This is a genomic window from Exiguobacterium sp. s7, from assembly GCF_018618195.1.
Classification (GTDB): domain Bacteria; phylum Bacillota; class Bacilli; order Exiguobacteriales; family Exiguobacteriaceae; genus Exiguobacterium; species Exiguobacterium mexicanum_A.
This window is the reverse complement of record NZ_JACSLO010000012.1, coordinates 1-24,795: the sequence shown is the minus strand read 5'-3', so window position 1 is coordinate 24,795 and position 24,795 is coordinate 1. Positions and strand designations below refer to the sequence as shown.

General features: G+C 54.5%; 21 protein-coding genes, 2 rRNA genes and 1 riboswitch. All 23 genes read right to left on the bottom strand.

Translation table 11 applies throughout. From position 1 onward, the window contains the following. Positions 1-39: 39 nt before the first annotated feature. Positions 40-2,034, bottom strand: a complete 1,995-nt coding sequence (gene ligA, locus KNP79_RS12785) for an NAD-dependent DNA ligase LigA (protein WP_215192655.1) — start codon at positions 2,032-2,034, stop codon at positions 40-42. A gap of 9 nt (positions 2,035-2,043) precedes the next feature. After that, a complete protein-coding gene (gene pcrA / locus KNP79_RS12780; RefSeq protein ID WP_214754291.1) occupies positions 2,044-4,260 on the bottom strand; it encodes a DNA helicase PcrA in 2,217 nt (738 codons plus the stop codon). 38 nt (positions 4,261-4,298) lie between these two features. Next, entirely contained in the window at positions 4,299-4,976 is a 678-nt protein-coding gene (pcrB, locus tag KNP79_RS12775; RefSeq protein WP_214797637.1) for a heptaprenylglyceryl phosphate synthase, read from the bottom strand. 93 nt (positions 4,977-5,069) lie between these two features. Then, positions 5,070-5,306, bottom strand: a complete 237-nt coding sequence (locus KNP79_RS12770; protein ID WP_215190647.1) for a hypothetical protein — start codon at positions 5,304-5,306, stop codon at positions 5,070-5,072. A gap of 12 nt (positions 5,307-5,318) precedes the next feature. Further along, entirely contained in the window at positions 5,319-6,701 is a 1,383-nt protein-coding gene (locus KNP79_RS12765; protein WP_052090282.1) for a TrkH family potassium uptake protein, read from the bottom strand. Positions 6,702-6,737: 36 nt separating this feature from the next. Further along, positions 6,738-7,043, bottom strand: a complete 306-nt coding sequence (locus KNP79_RS12760) for a YerC/YecD family TrpR-related protein (protein WP_034781303.1) — start codon at positions 7,041-7,043, stop codon at positions 6,738-6,740. Positions 7,044-7,111: 68 nt separating this feature from the next. After that, positions 7,112-8,854 carry an adenine deaminase C-terminal domain-containing protein gene (locus KNP79_RS12755; RefSeq protein ID WP_215192653.1) on the bottom strand — a complete coding sequence of 581 codons (1,743 nt, stop codon included), beginning with the start codon at positions 8,852-8,854 and terminating at the stop codon, positions 7,112-7,114. A gap of 179 nt (positions 8,855-9,033) precedes the next feature. Next, on the bottom strand, positions 9,034-11,319 hold the full coding sequence (locus KNP79_RS12750) for a putative bifunctional diguanylate cyclase/phosphodiesterase (RefSeq protein ID WP_371743434.1): 2,286 nt from the start codon (positions 11,317-11,319) through the stop codon (positions 9,034-9,036). 99 nt (positions 11,320-11,418) lie between these two features. Beyond that, a complete protein-coding gene (gene purD, locus KNP79_RS12745; protein WP_215192649.1) occupies positions 11,419-12,672 on the bottom strand; it encodes a phosphoribosylamine--glycine ligase in 1,254 nt (417 codons plus the stop codon). A 13-nt stretch (positions 12,673-12,685) separates the two neighbouring features. Beyond that, entirely contained in the window at positions 12,686-14,206 is a 1,521-nt protein-coding gene (purH, locus tag KNP79_RS12740; RefSeq protein ID WP_215192647.1) for a bifunctional phosphoribosylaminoimidazolecarboxamide formyltransferase/IMP cyclohydrolase, read from the bottom strand. Then, a complete protein-coding gene (gene purN / locus KNP79_RS12735; protein WP_214708824.1) occupies positions 14,203-14,781 on the bottom strand; it encodes a phosphoribosylglycinamide formyltransferase in 579 nt (192 codons plus the stop codon). The genes purH and purN overlap by 4 nt, the downstream gene beginning before the upstream one ends. Next, positions 14,778-15,812 (bottom strand): phosphoribosylformylglycinamidine cyclo-ligase, encoded by a 1,035-nt coding sequence (purM, locus tag KNP79_RS12730; RefSeq protein ID WP_034781315.1) that lies wholly within the window; start codon positions 15,810-15,812, stop codon positions 14,778-14,780. Before purM ends, purN begins: the two co-directional genes overlap by 4 nt. A 12-nt stretch (positions 15,813-15,824) precedes the next feature. Continuing rightward, positions 15,825-17,234, bottom strand: coding sequence for an amidophosphoribosyltransferase (gene purF, locus KNP79_RS12725; RefSeq protein ID WP_034781318.1), 1,410 nt, complete (start codon positions 17,232-17,234; stop codon positions 15,825-15,827). Next, a complete protein-coding gene (gene purL, locus KNP79_RS12720) occupies positions 17,210-19,429 on the bottom strand; it encodes a phosphoribosylformylglycinamidine synthase subunit PurL (protein ID WP_034781321.1) in 2,220 nt (739 codons plus the stop codon). The genes purF and purL overlap by 25 nt, the downstream gene beginning before the upstream one ends. Continuing rightward, positions 19,413-20,093: a phosphoribosylformylglycinamidine synthase subunit PurQ gene (purQ, locus tag KNP79_RS12715; protein WP_034781324.1), complete on the bottom strand. Its 681-nt coding sequence runs from the start codon at positions 20,091-20,093 to the stop codon at positions 19,413-19,415. The genes purL and purQ overlap by 17 nt, the downstream gene beginning before the upstream one ends. Then, a complete protein-coding gene (gene purS / locus KNP79_RS12710; RefSeq protein WP_016509255.1) occupies positions 20,090-20,332 on the bottom strand; it encodes a phosphoribosylformylglycinamidine synthase subunit PurS in 243 nt (80 codons plus the stop codon). The genes purQ and purS overlap by 4 nt, the downstream gene beginning before the upstream one ends. Further along, the gene (purC, locus tag KNP79_RS12705) at positions 20,329-21,033 is read right to left on the bottom strand and encodes a phosphoribosylaminoimidazolesuccinocarboxamide synthase (RefSeq protein ID WP_215192645.1); all 705 of its coding nucleotides are present in this window, start codon (positions 21,031-21,033) and stop codon (positions 20,329-20,331) included. The genes purS and purC overlap by 4 nt, the downstream gene beginning before the upstream one ends. Before the next feature lie 48 nt (positions 21,034-21,081). Further along, positions 21,082-22,374 carry an adenylosuccinate lyase gene (purB, locus tag KNP79_RS12700; protein ID WP_034781330.1) on the bottom strand — a complete coding sequence of 431 codons (1,293 nt, stop codon included), beginning with the start codon at positions 22,372-22,374 and terminating at the stop codon, positions 21,082-21,084. Then, on the bottom strand, positions 22,371-23,465 hold the full coding sequence (purK, locus tag KNP79_RS12695) for a 5-(carboxyamino)imidazole ribonucleotide synthase (protein ID WP_200881510.1): 1,095 nt from the start codon (positions 23,463-23,465) through the stop codon (positions 22,371-22,373). The genes purB and purK overlap by 4 nt, the downstream gene beginning before the upstream one ends. Next, the gene (gene purE / locus KNP79_RS12690) at positions 23,465-23,953 is read right to left on the bottom strand and encodes a 5-(carboxyamino)imidazole ribonucleotide mutase (protein ID WP_152567786.1); all 489 of its coding nucleotides are present in this window, start codon (positions 23,951-23,953) and stop codon (positions 23,465-23,467) included. Before purE ends, purK begins: the two co-directional genes overlap by 1 nt. Before the next feature lie 69 nt (positions 23,954-24,022). Then, positions 24,023-24,124: riboswitch (purine riboswitch) on the bottom strand. Between the two features lie 140 nt (positions 24,125-24,264). Further along, positions 24,265-24,456 carry an NETI motif-containing protein gene (locus KNP79_RS12685; protein WP_034781380.1) on the bottom strand — a complete coding sequence of 64 codons (192 nt, stop codon included), beginning with the start codon at positions 24,454-24,456 and terminating at the stop codon, positions 24,265-24,267. Between the two features lie 83 nt (positions 24,457-24,539). Next, positions 24,540-24,655: ribosomal RNA gene (rrf, locus tag KNP79_RS12680) — 5S ribosomal RNA — on the bottom strand. A 57-nt stretch (positions 24,656-24,712) separates the two neighbouring features. After that, a 23S ribosomal RNA gene (locus KNP79_RS12675) occupies positions 24,713-24,795 on the bottom strand; the annotation flags it as partial.

Here is a 24,795-nt window from a genome sequence, read left to right as displayed (position 1 = left end):
GTCAATGAAAAAAGGCCTTCCACACGGAAGACCTTTCCTTTAGGATTGTTCTGCCAAGAAGGCGAGCAACGCCGCCTCGTCCCACACTTCGATGCCAAGCGATTCGGCTTTCGTCAGTTTCGACCCGGCTTTCTCGCCGGCGACGAGAAGGTCGGTGTTCTTGCTGACGCTTCCCGTGACACTCGCACCGAGCAATTCGAGCTGCTTACCGGCTTCTCCGCGCGTCATCTCATGCAGTTTCCCGGTCAAAACGACTGTCTTACCGGCGAGCGGCGCATCCGTATCGACCGGTCGTTTCGTACCTTTGAACGTCAGGTTGACACCTGCCGCGCCGAGGTCACGGACGAGGTCACGAGCTTCCGGCTTCTCAAAGTATAAGCCGATCGATTCAGCCATCTTCGTACCGATACCATCGATTGACGTCAAGTCGTCGATCGATGCCTCCATGACCGCTTCCATCGTCTCGAACCGTTCCGCAATCAACGCGGCCGCTTTTTGTCCGACGAGGCGGATACCGAGCGCGAACAAGACGCGCTCGAGCGAGTTCTGTTTCGACTGCTCAATCGCCGCGAGCAAGTTCGTCACCGACGTTTCGCCCATCCGGTCGAGCTCGAGGAGCGCGTCCCGGTCGAGACGGTACAGGTCGGCCACGTTATGAACGAGCCCGGACGCGTGGAGTTGTGTGATTACTTTCTCGCCGAGCCCATCGATGTTCATCGCCGGGCGTGACACGAAATGAATCAACCCTTCGAGCAGTTGGGCCGGGCATTCCGGATTGACGCAGCGGTGGTCCGCCTCTCCTTCTAAACGCACGAGTTCAGATTCACAAGCTGGACAATGCGTCGGGAAGACGATTTCCGTCTCCTCCCCGGTCCGCTCACTGACGAGCGCCGAGACGACGGCTGGAATCACATCGCCGGCTTTCTTGATGACGACACGGTCCCCGATGTGAAGGTCCTTCTCTACAATGAAGTCCTCGTTATGGAGCGTCGCATACGTCACGGTCGACCCGGCGACCGAGACTGGTGCGAACCGTGCGCGTGGCGTGACTTTTCCGGTCCGCCCGACACTGAAATCGACGTCTTCAATCGTCGTCACGACTTCTTCAGCCGGGAACTTATACGCGACGGCCCAACGCGGGCTCTTCGCCGTGAAGCCGAGCTGTTCTTGCTCTTCGTAAGCTGCGACTTTAATAACGATGCCGTCAATCTCATATGGTAGCTCCGACCGCTTCGTCACATACGTTTCGATATAGTCCCATAACTCATCGGCCGTATGACACGTCGTGTATTCTTGGCTGACGGCGATGCCAAGACGGCGCAAATACGCGAGCGACTCGTCATGTGAGGCGACGAGGTCGTCCGTCGAGACGAGCCCGTAGGCGAAGAACGCCAAATTTCGCGACGCCGCGATTTTCGAGTCGAGCTGCCGGAGCGAACCTGCCGCCGCATTGCGCGGGTTGGCGAATAAAGGTTCTCCAAGACGTTCTCGCTCGTCGTTCAAATGTTCGAACGACCGTTTCGGCATATATGCCTCACCGCGCACCTCGAACGTGACGTCCTCGTTCAACCGGAGCGGAATCGAGCGGATCGTCTTCAAGTTTTGCGTGATGTCTTCTCCGGTCGTCCCGTCACCGCGCGTCGCGCCACGGACGAGCCGACCGTCTTCGTATTTCAGTGACACAGCGAGCCCGTCAAACTTGAGCTCGGCGACGAAGAGCGGACTGTAACCGAGATCTTTCTCGATGCGTTCGACCCATTCGACGAGCTCTTCTTTAGAAAACACGTTCCCGAGTGAGAGCATCGGCGTATCATGCGTCACTTTGACGAACGCATCGAGCGGGGCACCGCCGACCCGTTGCGTCGGAGAGTCTGGACTCCGAAGTTCCGGATAGTCCGTCTCGATTTCAATCAATTCGTTCATGAGGCGGTCGTATTCAGAATCCGGGACACTCGGGCGGTCGAGCACATAATATTCATATCCGTATTGGTTTAACTTTTGACGAATCGCTTCAACACGTTCTGCCATCTCCATGTGATCACCTCACGCTTTTTCGATTGGGGCAAACTTGGCGAGCAGGCGCTTGATGCCGACTGCAGGGAAAGCGATATCGAGTTCGAGCTGATCGCCTTCGCCACGCGTCTGGACGACCGTGCCTTGACCCCATTTTTTATGATTGGCCTTATCCCCAACGTTCCAACCGATCGATTCGGCGCCGGACGACTGGGCGAGCTTCGGTTTTGGTTTCGAGCTGAAGCCGTTCACCGGAAGTTTCCCCGGCGACTCGACCGGATTCCATGGCATCGCCTTTTTCGCTTTGCCCGAACGCTCCAAGAGCGTCTCTGGCAACTCGTGCAAGAAGCGCGATTCCGGGTTGTTTTGGAAACGACCGTACAACATGCGGGACTGGGCCCGCGTCAAATAGAGACGTTTCTCGGCCCGTGTGATCCCGACGTAGGCGAGGCGACGTTCTTCTTCCATCTCTTCCGGATCGTTCAAGGCACGGCTGTGTGGAAACAACCCTTCTTCCATCCCAATCAAGAAGACGACCGGGAACTCAAGTCCCTTGGCTGAGTGGAGCGTCATGAGTGTCACTTGGTGCAACTCGTCGACTTCTTCGAGCGTGTCGAGGTCCGAGACGAGCGTCAAATCGGTTAGGAAGGCGACGAGTGTCTGCTCGTCACTCTCTTTCTCGAAGTTTTGGGCGACTGAGAGGAACTCTTGCAAGTTCTCGAGGCGGCTCTCGGCTTCAAGCGTCTTCTCGATTTTGAGCATCTCTTCGTAGCCTGACTTCTTCAGCACTTCTTCAATCAATTCGGAAATCGACAAGTAGTCGGCCATTTGACGCAAATCGACCATCAATTGACGGAACTCGGCAAGCTTCGTTGCTGTGCGTGGGGCAATCCCGGACAGTTCGATGTCACGGATCGCTTCCATGAGCGACACACCCTGCATCCCGGCGAAGTCGCCGAGCTTATCGACCGTCGCGGCGCCGATACCGCGTTTCGGTTCGTTGACGACACGGACGAAGGAGATGTCCTCGTCCGGGTTGGCGATCAAGCGTAAATACGCCAAGATGTCTTTGATTTCTTTTCGTTCATAGAACTTCGTCCCGCCGACCATCTTATACGGGATGTTCGACTTGAGGAGCATCTCTTCAAGTCCACGCGATTGAGCGTTCGTCCGATACAGAACGGCCATTTCGCCGTAATCGATGCCTTCTTGGCGGAGTTCTTTCATCTGATTGATGATAAAGAACGCTTCATCCCGGTCATCCGAGGCGACGTGAAGGAGCAGTTTCTCCCCTTCGACGTTCTCGGTCCATAGCTTCTTATCTTTTCGGCTCGAGTTGTTTTGAATGACACCGTTCGCCGCTTCCAAAATCCGTTTCGTCGACCGATAATTTTGTTCGAGTAAGATGACGTGTGCACTCGGGTAATCTTTCTCAAACGTCAAAATGTTGGCGATGTCGGCCCCGCGCCAGCGATAGATCGACTGGTCCGAGTCACCGACGACACACAAGTTCTCATGCGCTTGCGCGAGCAGTTTAACGAGTGTATATTGGGCCCGGTTCGTATCTTGATACTCGTCGACGTGGATGTATTGGAACTTCTTCTGATAAAACGCAAGCACGTCCGGCGCTTCTTGGAACAGCTGAATCGCCTTCATGATCAAGTCATCAAAGTCGAGCACGTTGTTTTGCTTCAACTTTTTCTCATACGCCGTATAGACGTCCGAGATGACTTTCTCGTATGGGTTGTTACCGACGAGTCCAGCCGCGTCTTGCGGCGTACGGAGTTCGTTCTTATGGTTCGAGATCATGCCGAGGAGCGTCCGCGGCTCATATTTTTTCGGGTCAAGGTTCAGCTCTTTGAGCACTTGCTTGATTGCCGTCAACTGATCGGATGAGTCGAGAATCGAGAAGTTCCGGTCATAGCGGATGCGATCGATGTCGCGGCGCAAAATCCGGACGCACATCGAGTGGAACGTCGAAATCCAAATATCGTCCGCGACACCGCCGACGAGGCGGGCGATCCGGTCTTTCATCTCGCGGGCCGCTTTGTTCGTGAACGTAATCGCGAGAATGTTCCACGGCGCGATTTGTTTCGACGCCATCAAGTAGGCGACGCGATGCGTCAAGACACGTGTTTTACCAGACCCTGCCCCGGCCATGATGAGGAGCGGGCCGTCCGTATATTTGACCGCCTCCGCTTGCGGGGGGTTCATGCCTTTGACTAATTCTTCACTCAAGTTATACATAATCGTTTCCTTTCTCTAACCAAACATTTGTTCTTATTTTATCGGAGTGCCGCGACAGTCGCAAGCGCTCCTTCGAAATTGTCATAAATCACATTACCGACGACGATCGTGTCCGCGTATGCGGCCATCGTCTGAGCTGATTCAAAATCGGTGATGCCGCCCCCATAAAACAAGTGGGCGTCCGGCACCGCTAAACGTACTTCTTTAACGAGCTCGACGGATCCCAGTGTGCCGCTATACTCCACGTAAAGCGAAGGCAAGCGGAACAAGCGATGACCGGCTTCTGCGTAAGCGACCGCCTCTTCGATGGAAAGGTCGGTTTTCGCCTCGGTCACACGGGCCACTTTCGCGTCCGGGTTCAAAACGATATAGCCTTGTCCGGTCACCTGATCATGAAACAAGTGTCCGTGTCGTTCAAACGCCTTCACTTGATGACCGATGAGCCAGTCGACAGTTCCTGCATTCAGGACGGTCGGAATAAAATAGTGATCGAAGCCTCGAACCACTTGCTCGGGATGGCTCATCTCAAGCGCGAGCGGAATGCCGCACCCTTCGAGTCGGGCATAGAGCGCGAATGTGTTCTCCGCATCGACCCCGTCGGTCCCTCCGATGAGGAAGGCGTCCGTACCGGAGCGGATGAGCGCCGCGAGCGCCGAATCATCGAGCGGTTTATTCGGATCTAGTTTAAACACGTGGCGCCACGATTGAAAATCCATTCGGCTTCCCTCCCCTTCGATACCTTCTCTAGTGTAGCGATTTTTCCCGCCACTTGCATCTGTTGAACAAAAAAAGACTTGCCGAGGCAAGTCTCAAGCACGTCTCGCGTGCGTCTTTCGTTCGCGGGCCGTCATCCACTTGGCGACGAGCAGAGCGAACAGCCCGTACACCGGGATGAACCAGAGCGGATTGGCCAAGAAAAAGCCGAGCACGGGAATATCAAGTAGCGGAGAATCCGGTGAACAGAGCGCCGTTCCGTTCACAACCGCGATGAACGGCAACACCGGGACGGCGAACACATAACCGAAATTGATCCAAAAAGCTTTCATGTTCTGAGCTCCTTACCCTAAGATGATTGATTCTTTCGGATAGTTGTACATCCGTTTCGGCTGTCTCCGCTGCAAAATCAAGATGAAGGCGATGACACCGATGCGTCCAATGAACATTAAAATGGTGAGCACCCACTTGCCGACGTTACTAAATTCGGACGATAGCCCGACCGACAACCCGGTCGTCCCGAACGCCGAGCACGCTTCGAACAAGATGCGCGTGAGCGATGCGTCTTCGAAGAACGTCAGCACCATGACCCCGGTCAACAGGACGGCCAGAGACACGGTAATGATGACGAACGCTTTCCAAATGTCCTCAAGCACGATCTCACGTCCGAAGATTTTGATGGACGAGTCCCCGCGAATGAACGCGACGACCCCGAGCACGGCGACGGCGAACGTCGTCGTCCGAATCCCCCCACCGACCGAGGACGGTGACGCCCCGATGAACATCAGAATCGAGAGCAGCAACATGCTGCCTTCCGAGAACAAGTTGACATCAACGGTCGACAACCCCCCGTTTCGCGTCGTCACGGACTGGAACAACGAGTCCGAGAGTGCGAGCCAGAGCGGCAACTCTTTGAACGCGTTGTCATACTCAAACAGGAACAAACCGACGGTCCCGATGGCAATCAAGATGAAGAACGTCGATACCGTCAGTTTTGTGAACAGTGAGAACCGGCGCGGGAAATTCTCGCGCTTCCGAATGATTCGGTTCGTCAAATACGTGCGAATCTCGACGAGGACCGGGAACCCGATGGCACCGCCGGTCATGAGCGCGATTTGGGTGAAGATGACGAACGGGTCTTCCCGGAATGGTGCGAGCGAGCTGCCGGTGATGTCGAAGCCGGCGTTCGTCGTCGCACTGATCGAACCGAACAGGCCTTGCAGGAACGCCTCGCTGGCCGTATCGAAGTAATTTAAGTAATGGACCCCAAGCAACACCGCACCGACCGCTTCAATCGCGATAACGGTGATGACGATCTCGGTGATGTACTTGACGATCCCAGACATCGACGTCTGGTTTTGGTCACGTAAAATCAGCTGGCGCTCGCGAAAACCGATGCGCTTGCCAAGCAAGATCCACATGATGACGTGAAGACTGATCAACCCGACCCCGCTCACTTGAACGATGAACAAGATGATAAATAATCCGAACGTCGAGAACGTATCGGTCACGACGATCGGGGTCAATCCGGTAACGCTGACACAGCTGACCGCGAAAAAGACGAGATCGGTGAACGTGATTGAGACGCCCGGTTGTCGCGCAATCGGTAAAGCGAGCAAAATGACGGCCAACACGACCGCCGCGCTATAAATCAACACGAGTGTCTGGACCGGTGTCAGCTTCCGAAAGAACAGCTGTAAATTTCGCTTCATAAACTTGTCTTGCATCTCGCCCCTCCTCTCCCATCAAAAACAAGATGACTCTTACGAGTCACCTTCTGATTGTTGTAGACGTTCAAGGGCAAGATCATAGCCGCCTGACCCGTAGTTCAAGCAACGCTTGACGCGGGAAATCGTGGCCGTCGAAGCTCCTGTCGCTTCTTCAATTTTATGGTACGTGCTACCTTCACGAATTTGGCGGGCCACTTCTAGCCGTTGGGCGAGCGCCTGCACTTCGTTCACGGTCGCTAAATCTTCAAATAGTTGATAACAATCTTCGAGTGTATCGAGCTTCAAAATCGCCTCAAACAGCTGATCGAGCTCTCGTCCTCGTAATTTATCGAGTTGCATCCGCAAGCATCCTCTCTCCATCGTACTTCTTTATCATTCTAAAGCACGACCGGCTCGGACTCAACTGTTCATCGTAAAATCGCCGGAAATAGTATTTGTTTCTTCATCACTTCGTAAATTCCGAGCGGTGTGGCCCGCACATATGGCAAGTGCGTCGACGCCAAGAACAAGAGCGTATAGATTGGGTCTTCAAACTTGTACCCGCGCGTGAGCAGTTCGGACCGCAACACTTCTTCCTGGACGATCAACTGTTCAATCGGCTCCTTCGACGTCATGCCACAGAGCGGGAGCGGAATTTCCGCGATAATTTCACCACGGTCGACGAGGACGATACCGCCGCCGAGCTGTTTCATCCGTTCGAACGCCGTCAGCATGTCTTGTTTACATTTCCCTAAGATCAAGTAGTCGCCACTAATCGAATACGAGCTGACGAGCCCGCCAAAGTCGTTGGCAAACCCTTTCAGCACCGTGTTGAGGCGCCACTTTCCTTCTTTATCAAGCAACATGAGGAACGACTCGTCCCCGTCACGCGGCAATTCGTCTTGACCAGTGTCGTGCGAGATTTTGAACAGTTTCATGATGACCGAGTTGACCATGTCGAGCCCGACAGGCATGCTGAACGACAGATCGTTCGGCGTCAGTTCGATGTCGACGTCCGTCGACGGCATGAGCGCGAGCGCCGCATCGACGAGCTCGTTTGGGAACAACGATGCCCCGTCCCGGTAAATCCATTGCCCTTTGGCGATGACGGCGGACGGGCGCGGCTCGTCAATCGCATCAAGAATATTCAGATGGGCGATGCGTCCCGGCGCAATCGAACCGAGGACGTGATCGAGCCCAAAGTGTCGCGCCACGTTCAATGACACGATGCGGTACGCCTCAATCGGCGGCAATCCGGCCTCAATCATGATCTTGATAAGCGCGTCTTGCAGCCCGTCTTGATAAAATCCTGGCGTCGACCCGTCCGTCGTGACCATCACATGATCGAACGCCTCGAGTCCGGCGTCGAGCAGACCACGGATGAGTCCCGGAAGGTCAGGACGAATCGAAGAATGACGGAGTGTCGTCGTATAGCCGTGTTCGAGCCGGCAGAGCGCTTCTTCGGCCGTCATCGCTTCATGGTCGCTGTGAACACCCAGCAGCGCCATCTTCGTCAACGTCTTCGCCGAGGCACCCGGGAAATGCCCTTCGACCGGGATCCCGCACGTCTCCGCGTCGAGCATCCACTGCAACATCTCGTCATCGCCTTTCAACGTGCGCGGCCATGCCGTCAATTCACCGGCCATGATGACGTCCGGATGATTGAACCAGTCGTGAATCCGCTCGGAATCGACAAGGACACTGTCCCGGTCGAGCTCGGTCTGTGTATCGAGACGCGCCCACCAATATGTGCTCGTCGGAAGCTGTTGGATCGCATCGAGTTGCGCAAACGCTTGCTCCTTATTTTGTAAAAAAAGAAGCATGTTGTCATTCACGAGCGTCGTCGTCCCCCGCTCGCCTGCATACTTCGACAGCGTCGCCGGATTATAAAGTTGGAATGGATGCGCATGTGGCTCGATATAGCCAGGCACGATATATTTTCCGGATACGTCCACCGTCTCGACGGCCGCTTTCGGTACATCTGGCCCGACATAGACGATCCGGTCATGCTCGATCCAAATATTTGCTTGTTTCCACTGCTTCACGTACATGTTCAAGTACGTGGCATTCGTCAATACGAGCGAAGGTGGCCTGACTTGGCTCACGACTTCTAGTTGTGACCGAATCATCGCTTTAGACCACGGTGCCCGCGCCGATCGTTTTGTTGGCATCGAACCCAATCCTCCCTTAATCGCCTCGCCATTATTATCAGACAATAATTTTGTAAGCGTTTTCTTTCATCTGTTTCAAGTTTACCTTTTCTATGAAAGGGTCGCAAGTTATGTTGCTAATTGTAACGGAATTCACATGAAATTCACACAAATAAAGACACCTCCCGCAGGAAGTGTCTTCACCAGTCATACATCGTGACCGTTTTCTTCAAGTAATGCTCAAGTTGTGCCAGCGGAACCGGTTTGCTGTAATGGTAACCTTGGATGAGCGAACTGCTATGTTCGAGCACGAACGCGAGCTGCTCCGGACGCTCCACACCTTCCGTGACGATATCGAGACCGAGTGTATGGAACGTTTGATATAACCCTTCGAGCAAGGCCCGATCGAACGTGTTCTCAGGAATCCCTTTGACAAAGTTTTGATCGATTTTAATAATATCGAGTTGAAGCGACTGCAAGAACGAGAGCGACGATGTCCCGACACCAAAGTCATCGAGCGAGATTTTGACGCCGATCGCTTTGAGCGCGTGAATGAACTGCTGAAGCTCATACAAATTCCCGCCGACCTCACTCTCGGTGATTTCGACATGAAGGCGATGAGGGTCAAATCCCGTTTCGGTCAGCACGTGTTCCAATGAAGCTAAAAACGACCCGTCGGCGATTTGGCGTTTCGATACGTTGATCGAAAGGAACAAGTGATGTCGTTCCACATGATCCTTCATCTCCGTGACCGCCTGTACGAGCACCCAGCGTCCCAAGTCCGAGATAAGGCCGAGCTGCTCGGCGACCGGGATGAACAGGCCTGGGGAAATCTGACCTTTGCCCGGATGATTCCAGCGAATGAGCGCCTCGACTCCCCGTACTGCAAACGGCCGTGGCGATACGATCGGCTGATAATACAGTTCAAACTCATCATGTTCGAGGGCATGGCGCAAATCGCGTTCCATCTCGAGCGTCTGTAAATAATGGCTCCCGTCCTCGATTTCTTGGAACGTCAAGACACGGTTCTTCCCTGACAGTTTCGCCTCGTGAATGACCACGTCGAGCCGCCCCATCATGACCTCATACGTGTGTTGCGGCTCGGCATAGGTGAACACATCGATGCCGATTGTCGCCGCCATCCCTTTCACACCGTTGACATGGGCCCAGTCCTTCAAGTCTTTCGTCAAGTGCCGGGCGACCGGTTGGAGCTGGTCAAGTGTCCAGCCCGGATGGACGAGCATGAACTCATCGGCACCGATGCGAGCGACGAACCCGTCTTCTTTATAGAAGTTGAGCCGTGAGGCGAGATAGATGAGAACAGAATCACCCGTCCGATGTCCGTATTGGTCGTTGATTCGTCGGAAGTCATCCAAATCCAATCCGAGCACTCCGATCCGTTCCTGCTTTCCACGCACGGTCGAGAAATAATCTTCTAGCGCGAGCCGGTTCGGAAGAAGCGTCAATGCGTCTCGGAACGCCCGGTCGATCACTTCGGCGCGCGTATCTTCGAGTGCCGCGAGCACCTCGTTCATGCTCGTCGCCATCTGTTCGATTTCGTCGTGGCTGTGCGCGTCCCGACTGAGACGGAGTCGGCTGTCCCGCTCGAGTGTGATGATCTTCAACTCACTCACGATCTCCATCAGCCGCCGAATCACGACCCGGTGAATCGTCCATAACAAAGAGAAGAACAGACCGAACCCGAGGATAACGAGCGCGAGCATGCCGAGCCGCAACATCGTGACCGTATTTTCGTAGTGCGTTTGCGCGACGGTGAACCCGACTTCATAATCGGATTGCTGAAACACCGTGTCGAGTGGGATCACCACATCGGTCCCGTCCGTCCCGCTCTTGATGGCCGTCTCTTCTCGACGAACCGGCTGAATCGTCAATGGTATCTTCGTTTGGGCACTTATATCTGCCATGACCGTCGAATCGACGAACTCGAGCATGATGAGCGTTCCTTGGCGTGGTCCACTACTGTCACTTCGTAGAATCGGATGACTGACATATAACGTCGGGCCAAAATCACTGGCGTATACGCCGTTCTGTGCATCGCTCCGATTGGTCAAGCGAGAGGTAACCGCCCGGATGATCGCTTGTTGGTCGGCTTTCGACAATGACATGGCTGTCGAACGAAACGCCGAGTAGAAAGCTTCCCCCTCGTTGTCCAAATAGACGATAGCGTTGACGCTCAAGTTCTCGAGCGACTGTTCACTGATGTTACTTTGGATATAAGCGGCATTTCGTCGCTGCACGAACGTGTACGTATCATTCCAGACAGCCCAGTCGATGAGTGTGCGCTCGAGTGTGCTCTTCCGATTGGCGAGCGTCTCAGATACGCTCGCGATTTGACTCTCGACCGTTCGACGATCTTGCTCCATGCTTTTCTCGATGAAATATGGTCGTACCCCAAAAAAGATGACACCGACAAACACAATTATATTCACGGCCACCGCAATCATGAGCTTCGTCCGAATGCGCACGTCGACCACCTTCTTCCTTCAATCTACTCCATTATTGTAGAGCAGGAAGTACGGATTCCCTTCTTTTCGCATGAAAAAAAGGACGGGTTGACCCATCCTTTAAAAAATCTGAGCCAACGCCCGCCCTCCGATATCACGCCGGTAAAACGTCTGTGGCAAATCAAGTTGTTCGAGTGCCGTATAGACGGCCGTCTTCGCTTCAAGCAACGTCGGTTTCGTCGACGTGAGGACGAACAATCGCCCTCCGTTACCGATGATGTGGGTCCCGTCCCGGGTCGTCCCCGCATGGAACACGAGCACATCATCTCGTAAGTCACCGAAGCCTGACAGTACCTGCCCGGTCGTCGCTCGATCAGGATAGCCTTCTGCCGCGACGACGACTCCAATCGTATAGCCTTCTACCCATTCAATCGGATACGGTTTTTGGTCCACGACCGCCTCGATGACGCCGAGGAGAGGAGATGCCAAGTTAGGAAGAATGACCTCGGTCTCGGGATCGCCAAATCGAGCGTTGAACTCGATCACTTTCGGGCCATCCGCCGTCAAGATGAGGCCCGCATACAAGAACCCTTCAAACGGGGTGCCCCGCTCGACCATCGTCCGCGCCAGCGGGAAGAGCACACGTTCGACCGCCTCTTGATACACAGCATCATCCAAGTGGGGCATCGGACTGTAGGCGCCCATGCCGCCCGTATTCGGTCCTGCGTCTCCGTCATAGGCACGCTTATGATCTTGTGACGTGATCATCGGGATAACGTGCTCCCCTGACACGAACGCCATGAGCGAGAACTCTTCTCCATCCAAAAATTCTTCGATGACGACACGTGATTGGTCCCCGAACTTATCGGTATCGAAAATGTCGTGGATGGCTGCTCTCGCCTCTTCAAGTGTGAACGCGACGGTCACCCCTTTACCGGCGGCGAGTCCGTCCGCTTTGACGACGAACGGTGCTTCGAGTTGATCGATCTGTCGGAGCGCTGACTCGGCGTCGGTGAACGTGTCGTACCCTGCGGTCGGGATATTGGCTTCGCGCATCACTTCTTTCGCAAACGCTTTACTGCCTTCAAGCAACGCCGCCGCCTTAGTCGGTCCGAAGATTTTTTGTCCTTGAGCTTGAAACACATCGACGACACCAGCCATGAGGGCCGACTCTGGACCAACGATCGTCCAGTCAACCGCCTCGCGCTTCGCAAACTCGACGAGGCCAGAGACATCTGTCTCTTCGATTGGTACACACGTCACGTCGCCCATATTAAGATTACCCGGAGCGACGAACACCTCATGTCCGTCTTGTCTCAACTTCCAAGCGAGCGCGTGCTCACGCCCGCCGCGTCCAATGACGAGTACGTTCATCTTATCGCTCCTCTCAATGTTTGAAGTGTCGAACTGACGTGAACACCATCGTGATTCCGTGACGGTTCGCCGCTTCAATCGACTCCTCGTCACGAATTGATCCGCCTGGTTGAATGATGGCCGTGATCCCGGCTGCGGCTGCGGCTTCGACCGTGTCCCCCATCGGGAAGAATGCATCGCTACCGAGCGCGGCACCCGTAGCACGTTCACCTGCTTGTTCGAATGCGATTTTCGCCGCGCCGACGCGGTTCATCTGTCCCGCTCCGATGCCGATCGTCGTCTCGTCTTTGGCGACGACGATGGCGTTTGATTTCACGTGTTTAACGACACGCCACGCAAGTTTCAAGTCTTCCCATTCAGACGCCGTCGGGCGACGGTCGGTCACGATTTGGCATGACGCATCATCGAGTGTGACGTCGTCCCCATCTTGTACGAGGAGACCGCCCGCGACGGCTGTCAAGCGCATCCCTGTCATCTGGCCCATATCAAGCGTCAATAACCGAAGATTCTTTTTCTCTTTCAATCGGTCAAGTGCTGCCTCACTAAAGGATGGCGCGATGATGATTTCTAGGAAGATGTTACGGAGGGCCTCTGCCGTCTCCACATCGACTTCACGGTTCAAGGCGACGATGCCACCGAAAATCGAGACCGGATCGGCCGCATGGGCTCTTGAGAACGCTTGGCTGATTGTCTGTCCGACAGCGACACCACATGGGTTCATATGTTTGACGACGACCGCTGCCGGCTCCGTCAATTCACTGAGCGCCTCGAGCGCCGCGTTCGTATCTTGGATATTGTTATATGAGAGTTCTTTTCCATGGAGCTGCTCCGCGTTCGCGAGCGTCATCCCGTGATAGAGCGGCGTCTTATAAAACGCTGCCTGCTGGTGCGGGTTTTCCCCGTAACGGAGGTCTTGTACTTTCTCATACGTGACCGTGAGCTGTTCCGGGAACGTCTCGCCGATCTGCTGCCCTAAATAGTCGGCAATCAAGGCGTCATACGCCGCCGTGTGACGGAACGCTTTTGTGGCAAGACGTTGACGTGTTTCGAACGTCGTCCCGCCGGCACGAACCGCTTCGGCCACATGACCGTAGTCGGCCGGGTCAACGACGACCGTCACGCTGGCATGGTTTTTCGCGGCCGAACGGAGCATGCTCGGTCCGCCGATATCGATATTCTCAATCGCTTCATCATACGTCGCGTTCTCTTTCGCAATCGTTTCTTTGAACGGATACAAGTTGACGACGACATAGTCGATTGGCTCGATGTCGTGGTCTTTCATCTGTTCGACGTGCGAATCTAAATCGCGGCGTCCGAGAAGTCCGCCATGTACGAGCGGATGGAGCGTCTTCACGCGACCGTCGAGCATCTCTGGGAACGATGTCACTTCCGAGATATTTTTTACGGGAAGACCGGCCGCGATGAGCGCCGCTTCCGTCCCGCCTGTCGAAATGAGTTCGATGCCTGCTTCATGCAACGCATGCGCGAGCTCGACGATTCCTGTTTTATCTGACACACTCAGTAATGCTCTCACTTGAAAACCTCCTGTTGGATAAACACTTGTTGTAGTACGCGCGGATAGAGCTGATGCTCGACCGCTTGGATGCGTCTTGCCGCTTCGGCCGCATCACAGCCTGCGATGGCGACGTCTTGTTGGGCGATGATTGGTCCCGTATCCATCCCGGCATCGACGTAATGGACGGTGACACCGCTCGTCGGCACGTTCGCCGCGAGCGCCTGACCGATGGCGTCTTTTCCTGGGAACGCCGGTAAGAGCGACGGATGGATGTTGATAATATGGTTCGGATATGCTGACAGCAATACGTCCCCAATCAACCGCATATACCCGGCCAAGACGATATAGTCGGCGCCGAGTGTCTGTAACAAGACGAGAATCTCTTGTTCGAATTCCGCTTTTGACGCATATGCCTTCGGTTCGAACGAGAAGCTCGCGATGTTGAACCGATCCGCCCGCTCGAGTACTTTCGCTTCTGGTTTGTCCGTGACGAGCAGGACACATTCCCCTGACAAGTCGCCTCGGTCGATGGCTTGCCAAATCGCTTCGGCGTTGCTACCGGACCCGGAGGCGAAGATGGCAAATTTTTTCACTGGTCGACCCCCATGATGCGGACGCCCGGTTTGGCATCAACTTTCCCGATACGGTGCGACGTCTCTCCAGCGCGTTCGAGTGCGGCTTCGACGGCTTCGACATCTTCAGGCCGGACCGTGATCATGAAGCCGATGCCCATATTGAATACGTTGAACATCTCTTGTTTCGAGACGTGCCCGACTTGCTCGAGCCAGTCGAACACGGGCAGACTCGGCCAATTCGATGCGTCGAACGTGACACCGAGACCTTCCGGCAACATGCGTGGCACGTTCTCGTAAAAACCGCCGCCCGTGATGTGGGCCATGCCTTGGACACGCCCCGTCGCGATGGCCGCTTTCGCCGCCTCGGAATAGATGCGTGTCGGCAACAAAAGGGCGTTCCCGAGCGTCGTATCGAGCATGGCGATCTCGTCAGTGTAGGCAAGGCCTTGTGACTCGACGATATGGCGGACGAGCGAGAATCCGTTCGAATGAACACCGGATGACGCGAGTCCGAGGACGATGTCCCCCGCTTCGATTGTCCGGCCATCGATGAGTGCTTCCTTCTCGACGACACCGACGGCGAATCCAGCAATATCGTACTCGCCGTCCGGATACATACCCGGCATCTCGGCCGTCTCGCCTCCGACGAGGGCACAGCCCGCTTGGACGCAACCTTCGGCGACCCCTGCGACGATGCGCTCGAGTTTGGCCGGTTCTGCCTTGCCGGTCGCGATATAGTCTAAGAAATAAAGCGGTTCGGCCCCGTGGACGAGACAGTCGTTGACACACATCGCCACACAGTCAATTCCAATCGTATCATGTTGGTCGAGCGCGAACGCGAGTTTGAGTTTCGTGCCGACCCCATCCGTTCCGCTGACGAGAATCGGATGTTTCAACTGCATCGAGCCGAGGTCGATCATCGCCCCAAAACTGCCGAGCCCGGTCATCACTTCTGGACGCATCGTCCGTGCAACGTGACGCTTCATGCGTGATACTGCTTCATAGCCTGCTTCTAAATTCACACCCGCTTGTTCATATCTTAAACTCATCGTCAGTCCCCCTCAAGCTTTTGTCTCTGTTACAAGTTCCGCCAGTTCAGTTGGATAAAGTCCGGTGAAGCAAGCGGCACACTGCCCGCGCAAGTTCCCTTCGAACGGCCGGTCGATCGCTTCGACCGTTCCGTCCAATGTGAGGAACGCCAGTGAATCGGCCCCAATCTCTTCTTTAATCTCTTCGATGGATTTGGTGGCCGCAATCAACTCTTCCTTTGATGATGTATCGATACCGTAATAGCACGGATGCTTGATTGGTGGTGACGTGATGCGAACATGCACCTCGGTCGCCCCGGCTTCACGGAGCAACTTGACGATGCGTCTGCTCGTCGTACCGCGGACGATCGAATCGTCGACCATGATAACCCGTTTTCCGTTCACGACGCCTCGAAGCGCTGACAGCTTCATCTTGACACCGCGCTCCCGTAGTTCTTGCGACGGCTGAATGAACGTCCGGCCGACATAGCGGTTTTTGATGAGTCCCATCTCGTACGGGATTCCGCTCGCCTCAGCGTAACCGATGGCCGCCGAGATGCTCGAGTCCGGGACGCCGGTGACGACGTCCGCTTCGACCGGTGCCTCGTCGAACATCTTCTTCCCCATCGCCTTACGGGCCGTATGCACGTTGACGCCATCGATGATCGAGTCCGGCCGCGAGAAGTAGATGTATTCCATTGAACACATCGCGCGGACCGATGCCTCGCTGTACCGCTCCGACACGATCCCGTCTTGCGTGATCATGAGGAGTTCCCCTGGCTCGACATCGCGTACGTACGTCGCCCCCACGACGTCAAACGCACATGTCTCTGAGGCGAATACGTAAGCTCCATCCTCGGTCTGGCCGAGCGAGAGCGGGCGCAAGCCGTGAACGTCGACGCCGACGTAGAGCGCGTCTTCCGTCAAGAAGAGGAAGGCGAACGCGCCGACGAGACGGGCCAAGCTATCTGCAATCCGCTCTTTCATCGAGTTGCCGCGGCTTCGTTTAATCAAGTGGGCGACGACTTCCGTATCGGACGTCGTCTGAAAAATCGCACCTTCCGCTTCGAGCATATGTTTCAACTCGTTGGCGTTGACGAGGTTACCGTTATGCGCCATCGCCAAGTCGCCCGTAAGCGACTTGAAGTGGAGCGGTTGGACGTTCTCGAGCGTGTTGCCGCCTGCCGTCGAATAACGGACATGACCGATGGCGTGATGCCCGGTCAATGCGTCGAGCGACGGTTCGTCGAACACTTCAGCGACGAGGCCAAGCCCGCGTTTGGCGTGCAAGCGCTCGCCGTTAGCCGTGACGATGCCTGTCCCTTCTTGTCCCCGGTGTTGCAGGCTGTGGAGGCCGTAGTAGGCGAGGTGTGACGCTTCGTGGTGATTAAAAACCCCGAATACCCCGCACTCCTCGTTCATGCCTCGGATGTCATATAACATGGAATAGCTCCTTCCCATACCCGTTCAAGTTCCGTGACGTCCATTTCGATGAGGCGGTCGCTCGCACGGACCGTCAATTGTGGCGTGTCTGTCACCTGTCCGATGCGTGTCGCCTTCGTCAACTTCGCGAACGCATCAGCCTGATGTGGCGCGACTGTGACGAGGAACCGTGACTGTGATTCGCTGAAAAGTGTCGTCACGAGATCGGCGTCGACTGTGACATCTGCGCCGAAGCCCGTGCCGAACACGAGCTCAGGGAGTGCCGCGGCGAGTCCGCCTTCCGATACGTCGTGGGCCGCTGTGACAAGACCTTCCCGAATCGCCGTAAGCAATACTTGTTGCTGACGGCTCTCTGTCTCGAGGTCAAGCATCGGCGCCTGTCCGCTCACTTTACCGTCTTGCAGCATTTGGAGCGCACTACCGCCGAATTCTGGTTTCGTCTCCCCGAGTAGGAAGATGATGTCGCCTGCTGCTTTCGCGAACGACGTCGTGATATGTTCCGGCTTGTCGATCAAGCCGACCATGCCGACGACCGGCGTCGGATAAATCGCCGTCCCGTTCGACTCATTGTAAAGCGAGACGTTTCCGCCGATGACCGGTGTATCGAGGGCACGGCACGCTTCGGCCATCCCTTCGACAGCTTGGTCGAGCTGCCAGAAGCCTTCTGGTTTGTCCGGGCTACCGAAGTTCAAGCAGTCGGTGAGGGCGAGTGGTGTGGCACCGCTGGCGACGATGTTGCGCGCTGCCTCTGCGACCGCAATCGCACCACCGACACGTGGGTCGAGGTACACGTACTTGGCGTTGCAGTCCGTCGTCATCGCGAGTGCTTTGTCTGTGTCGCGAATGCGGATGACGGCCGCATCACTTCCTGGGGCGACGACGGTCGACGTTTGGACCATATGGTCGTATTGCTCATACACCCAGCGTTTCGAAGCGATTGTCGGCATGGCGAGCACGTCTTTCCATGTCGAGAGGACGTCCGAGACAATCGGTTGGATTGGTGTCATCGCTTGGAACGTTTCATAGTACGCCGGTACTTTCGACGGCTTATGGTAGACCGGTGCGTCTTCTGCGAGCGCATCGACTGGTACTTCGGCCGCGACTTCCCCGTGATGGAGCAGGCGGAGCACCTTGTCTTCGATGACTTCACCGACTTTGATCGCATGAAGTCCCCACTTCGTGACAATCGCTTCGATCTCATCTTCATGTCCTGCCTTGACGACGAGGAGCATCCGCTCTTGTGACTCGGACAACATCATCTCGTAAGGCGTCATGTCGGCCTCGCGTTGTGGGACGAGGTCGAGGTTCATCTCGATGCCCATGCCTGCCTTCGATGCCATCTCGGCCGAAGACGACGTGAGACCGGCTGCCCCCATGTCCTGGATGCCGACGAGGGCCGGGTGCTTGATGACTTCCAAGCACGCCTCAATCAACAGTTTCTCCATGAACGGGTCACCGACTTGGACGGCCGGGCGTTTCTCGTCCGCGTCCTCACCGAGTTCTTCCGAGGCGAACGTCGCTCCGTGAATGCCGTCGCGTCCTGTCGTCGCTCCGACATACATCACTGAGTTACCGACGCCTTCGGCAATACCTTTTTGAATGTCTTCATGGCGGATGAGCCCGACACACATCGCGTTGACGAGCGGGTTACCCGCATAGGCCGGGTCGAACGCGACTTCCCCCCCGACCGTTGGGATACCGACACAGTTGCCGTACCCGGCGATGCCTGAGACGACATGACCGAAGAGATGTTTCACACGTGATTCGTTCAAATCTCCGAAGCGGAGCGAGTTGAGGAGTGCGACCGGTCGCGCGCCCATCGAGAAGATGTCGCGGATAATCCCGCCGACACCTGTCGCCGCACCTTGGTACGGCTCAATCGCCGACGGATGGTTATGGCTCTCAATTTTGAAAGCGACGGCCTGGCCATCGCCGATATCGACGATGCCAGCACCTTCCCCAGGTCCTTGAAGGACATGTTTCCCGGTTGTCGGGAATTTCCGGAGGACAGGCTTCGAGTTTTTGTACGAACAGTGTTCAGACCACATGACCGAGAATAACCCAATCTCGGTGTAGTTCGGCTCACGACCGAGCAGTGAGACGACGAGCGCGTATTCCTCATCGGTCAATCCCATCGTGGCGTAAAGTCGCTCTTCACGGATGTGTGTTGCTGTCGGTTCAGTTGTAAGTAGCATGTCGAGTCCCCCATTTCACCATCGAAGTGAATAATCGTTTGCCGTCTTCCCCGCCGAGCAATGCTTCGACCGCTCGCTCCGGGTGCGGCATCATTCCGAGTACGTTGCCTTGTGCGTTCGTGATCCCTGCAATATTCGCGACCGATCCATTCGGGTTGTCGGTATATGTGAAGGCGATCTGCCCATTGCTACGAAGCGTCTCAAGCGTCGCCTCGTCACAGTAGTAGTTGCCTTCCCCGTGCGCGATCGGGACTTGGATCGTTTCCCCGAGTGCATAATCGTTCGTGAACATCGTCTCGTTCGTCTCGACTTTCAATTCGACCGTCTTGCACATGAACTTCAAATCACGGTTACGCATCAACACGCCCGGTAGGAGTCCCGCTTCGACGAGCACTTGGAAACCGTTGCAGACGCCGAGTACCGGACGCCCTTCTTCTGCGAACCGTTTGACTTCACTCATAATCGGTGAGAACTGGGCGATGGCACCGCAGCGCAAGTAATCCCCATATGAGAATCCGCCTGGCAGGAGCACACCGTCGTAACCGTCAAGCGACGTTTCCGTATGGAACACATAGTCCGCTTCTTCACCGAGGACATCTTTTACGGCGTGATACATGTCGAGGTCACAGTTTGATCCCGGGAAGACGATGACAGCGAATTTCATGCGAGTACCCCCATCTCGATCCGATAGTTCTCAATGACCGTGTTGACGAGCAACTTCTCACACATGTCACGCACCATCGCTTCGGTAGTCTCATCGGCGACTTGAAGCTCGATGACTTTCCCGATGCGTACCGACTCTACCCCTGCAAAACCGAGATGTTCGAGTCCGCCTTTGACGGCGACGCCTTGTGGATCGAGTACACTTTCACGTAATGTCACGTACACGTTTACTTTTTTCATCGGTCCATTCCCCCTATGCGTGTTAACAGTTGGCTGTATGTGTCTGTCAGAGATCCGAGGTCTCTGCGGAAAACGTCTTTATCGAGCTTTTGTTTCGTCTCTTTGTCCCAAAGCCGGCACGTGTCTGGTGAAATCTCGTCAGCAAGGATGATCGTGCCGTCGACTTTACCGAATTCGAGTTTGAAATCGATCAAATCAATGCCATGGTCATTAAAGAAATCGAGCAATACATCGTTGACCCATAGGCCGAGTTGTCGCAATGTTCCGACTTCTTTGTGTGTGGCAACTTGCAGTAAACGGATATGGTCCTCTGTTAAGAGTGGATCTCCGAGTGCGTCATCTTTATAGTAGAACTCGACGATTGGTGACAGGAGCGGTGTCCCTTCTTCCCAACCGAGTCGTTTCGCAAGGCTTCCGGCGGCGATGTTACGCACGACGACCTCAAGCGGGATGATGTCGACACGGCGCACGAGCTGCTCGCGATCCGATAGTCGCTTAATGAAATGCGTCGGAATCTTGTTATCGTGCATGAGTTCGAACAAGCGCGTCGTGATAGCATTGTTCAACACGCCTTTGCCGGCGATTGATTCTTTCTTCTCCCCATTAAATGCTGTCGCGTCGTCTTTATAATAGACGCGGAGCACACCCTGTTCTTCTGTCTCGAATAACGCTTTTGCCTTACCTTCGTAAATTGCTTCCATCTGTATCGTCCCCCTTAAAAGTGAGAGGGGCATGACGCCCCTCAACGATCACAAACCACAGCGTTCAAAAATGATATCGACACGGCGCACGTGATGGCTCGGGTCGAATAGGTCGTCGAGCTCGTCACTCGTAAAGAGCGCGCCCATCTCGGCGTCTCGTTCAATCAAAGTGCGGAACATCGTCTCTTCTTCCCACGCCTGCATCGCCTTCGGTTGAACGGCGTCATACGCCGCTTCGCGCGACCATCCTTTTTCGATCAAGGCGAGCAAGATGCGTTGGGAGAAGATGATGCCAAACGTCCGATCCATGTTCCGACGCATATTGTCCGGGAAGACCGTCAAGTTCTTCACGATATTGCCAAAGCGGTTCAACATGTAGTTGAGGAGACTCGTCGCATCCGGAAGAATGATCCGTTCGGCTGAAGAGTGTGAGATGTCACGTTCATGCCAGAGTGGGACGTTCTCATACGCCGTCACCATATGACCGCGAATGACACGGGCCAGGCCGGTCATGTTCTCTGAACCGATCGGGTTACGTTTATGCGGCATCGCTGACGACCCTTTCTGACCTTTGGCGAAGAATTCTTCGACCTCACGTGTCTCTGTCTTTTGGAGGCCGCGAATCTCTGTCGCCATCTTCTCGATCGATGTAGCGATTAAAGCAAGTGTCGACATGTACTCGGCGTGACGGTCACGTTGTAACGTCTGCGTCGAAATTGGTGCCGCTTGAATCCCTAATTTGTCACATACATACGACTCGATGAACGGATCGATGTTTGCGAACGTGCCGACCGCACCACTCATCTTGCCGAACTCAATCGTCTCACGGGCTGCCATGAACCGCTTCTTGTTGCGCTTCATCTCTTCGTACCAAAGGGCGAGTTTCAATCCGAACGTCGTCGGTTCTGCGTGAACACCGTGTGTACGGCCCATCATGATGTCATACTTATGTGCTTTCGCTTTCTCAGCGAGGATGTCGATGAAGCGGTCGATGTCAGCTTCTAAAATATCGTTTGCTTGCTTAATCAAGTACGATAAGGCCGTATCGACGACGTCTGTCGAAGTCAGTCCGTAATGCACCCACTTCTTCTCTTCTCCAAGCGTCTCTGAGACGGCACGCGTGAAGGCGATGACGTCATGGCGCGTCTCTTGCTCGATCTCCAAGATGCGTTCGACATCAAACGATGCTTTGTCCCACAGGACCGCGACATCTTCTTTTGGAATGACGCCTAGCTCGCTCCACGCCTCACATGCGTAAAGTTCTACTTGAAGCCATGCCTCAAATTTGTTTTGGTCTGTCCAAATCGCCGCCATCTCGGGACGGGTATAACGTGAAATCATAAAACGGTCTCCTTCCAGATTGCCAATTGTTCGATGGTCTGAAGCGCTTCTTCGACGGAATCGGCGAGCACGTTCAAGTGCCCCATCTTCCGACCAGTCTTCGCTTCTTCTTTTCCATACAAATGTAGTTTAACATTCGACGGTAACGTTTGCGGATTCAGCTCATCCATATGTTCGCCTAACAGGTTAACCATCACGACCGGGGTGTGGAGTGTCGTCCGGCCGAGCTTCATACCAGTGATTGCCCGTACATGTTGCTCGAACTGGGACGTCTCACAGGCGTCAATCGTGTAATGCCCTGAATTGTGGGGACGAGGAGCAAGTTCATTCACATACAAGGAACCATCTTCCATGATGAACAGTTCAACCGCAAGCGTTCCAATCAATCCGATGTGGTCAGCGAGTTGAAGGGCCAAATGCCGAGCCTCTTCCAAAATGTCTTGTTCTACTCGGGCTGGCACTATCGATAAGTGTAAAATATTTTGATGATGAATGTTCTCGCTGATCGGGAACGTTGTCGTCGCGTGAGCCCCTCTCGTTACGATGACCGAAATTTCTTTTTTAAAAGGCAGCCAAGCTTCGGCCACGTACTCCGTCTCTTCGAACTGATCCGTAAATGTGCGAACATCTTGCTCCGTCCGCAAGACCGTTTGACCTTTTCCGTCATATCCGAATCGGCACGTCTTGATGACGAATGGGAGGCCTAACACGTCTCTTGCTCGAGTGACGTCTCGGAGGGAACGAACTGGAACATATGGAGCGACGTGAAGGCCCGCACCTTCAATCATTTGCTTCTCATAGAGCCGATGCTGTGTCGCCTTTAAGACATCCATCCCTTGCGGACACTTGTCAGCGATAGCCTCAATCATCGCTGTATCGATATTTTCGAATTCATATGTGATGACGTCTGAACGCTGAGCGAGTTCGCGAGCTGCTGTTACGTCGTCAAATGTAGCCACGATGCTTGGCGCGACTTGAGCGGCCGGTGCGTTTGGGTTTGGATCAAGACTTAGCGTTTCGTATCCCATAGCACTCGCGCTGAGTGACATCATCCGACCTAGCTGGCCTCCGCCTAAAATTCCGATTCTCATCAAATCAGCTCCTCTGTCGCTTTGAGTGCCATATCTCGTTTCACTTGGCGGTAAACCTCGAGACGTTCAATCAATTCAGAAGATTGGAGGCTCAAGATTTGCGCCGCGAGAAGACCTGCGTTCGTCGCCCCAGCTCGACCGATGGCGACGGTTGCGACCGGTACACCTGCAGGCATTTGAACAATCGAGAGCAATGAATCAAGTCCGTTTAACGCCTTCGATTGTACTGGTACCCCGATGACGGGTAATGTGGTCTTTGCAGCGACCATACCTGGTAAGTGAGCTGCGCCTCCCGCTCCTGCGATAATGACCTGTATGCCCCTTGCCCGAGCTTCCTCAGCGTAGTCGAACATTAAGTCCGGCGTCCGATGCGCCGAGACAACTTGTTTTTCATATGGAATACTCAACTCTTCAAGGATTTCACAAGCATGGCTCATTGTTTCCCAATCGGAAGAACTACCCATGATCACACCTACTGTTGCCTTCACTTAAATGTCCCCCTTAAAAAAAGAAATCCCTAAACCGAATAACCAGTTTAGGGTATAGACCACGACAAAAAAATGTCGACTATACCCCATAGTCTGATCAGAGTCGGCGATCAGGTAGAAACTTGCGAGCCATTTCCTCGCGATTATATGGAGCACTATTTAATTTGTTCTTAACTCACACGCCTATCGTACCTTGTTCATTCAAAACATGTCAACAAACGGCGAACAATTTAATTGTCTGAATATTTATCGTTCGTCTTTAGGTTCATTAAAACACAAAAAAACCGCCACTCATTCGTGACGGTTTGGCATTATGGTTTGAGAGCAACGCACTCAAATAAAATCGACTGATGGGAATGTACAGGTTCGTCTTTGGTTCCCGTTTGTTCAAAGACAGGCTTCTCAATCCTACGTACCGGGCGATACCCCATTTGAGCAATTCGATTTAAACACTCATCGATTGTCTCGTTTGGCTCGACGTATACTTTGATTTTTTTGGCCATCTGTTCTTCCTCTCTTTCATTTGAATCGCGATATAAATAAAAAAAGCGGCGGCCCTTGAGCGAATGCTCCAGAACCACCGTTTGCCTGGCGACGTCCTATCCTCACAGGGGGAGACCCCCAACTACTTTCGGCGCTGAAGTGCTTAACTTCCGTGTTCGGCATGGGAACGGGTGTGACCACTTCGCCATCGCCACCAGACAAGAGAGATCGTTCTCTCAAAACTGAAGACTCATCAATTCATACAAACCATTAGACTAGATCAAAGCCTCGACCGATTAGTATCATTCAGCTCCACACGTCGCCGTGCTTCCACCCATGACCTATCTACCTCATCGTCT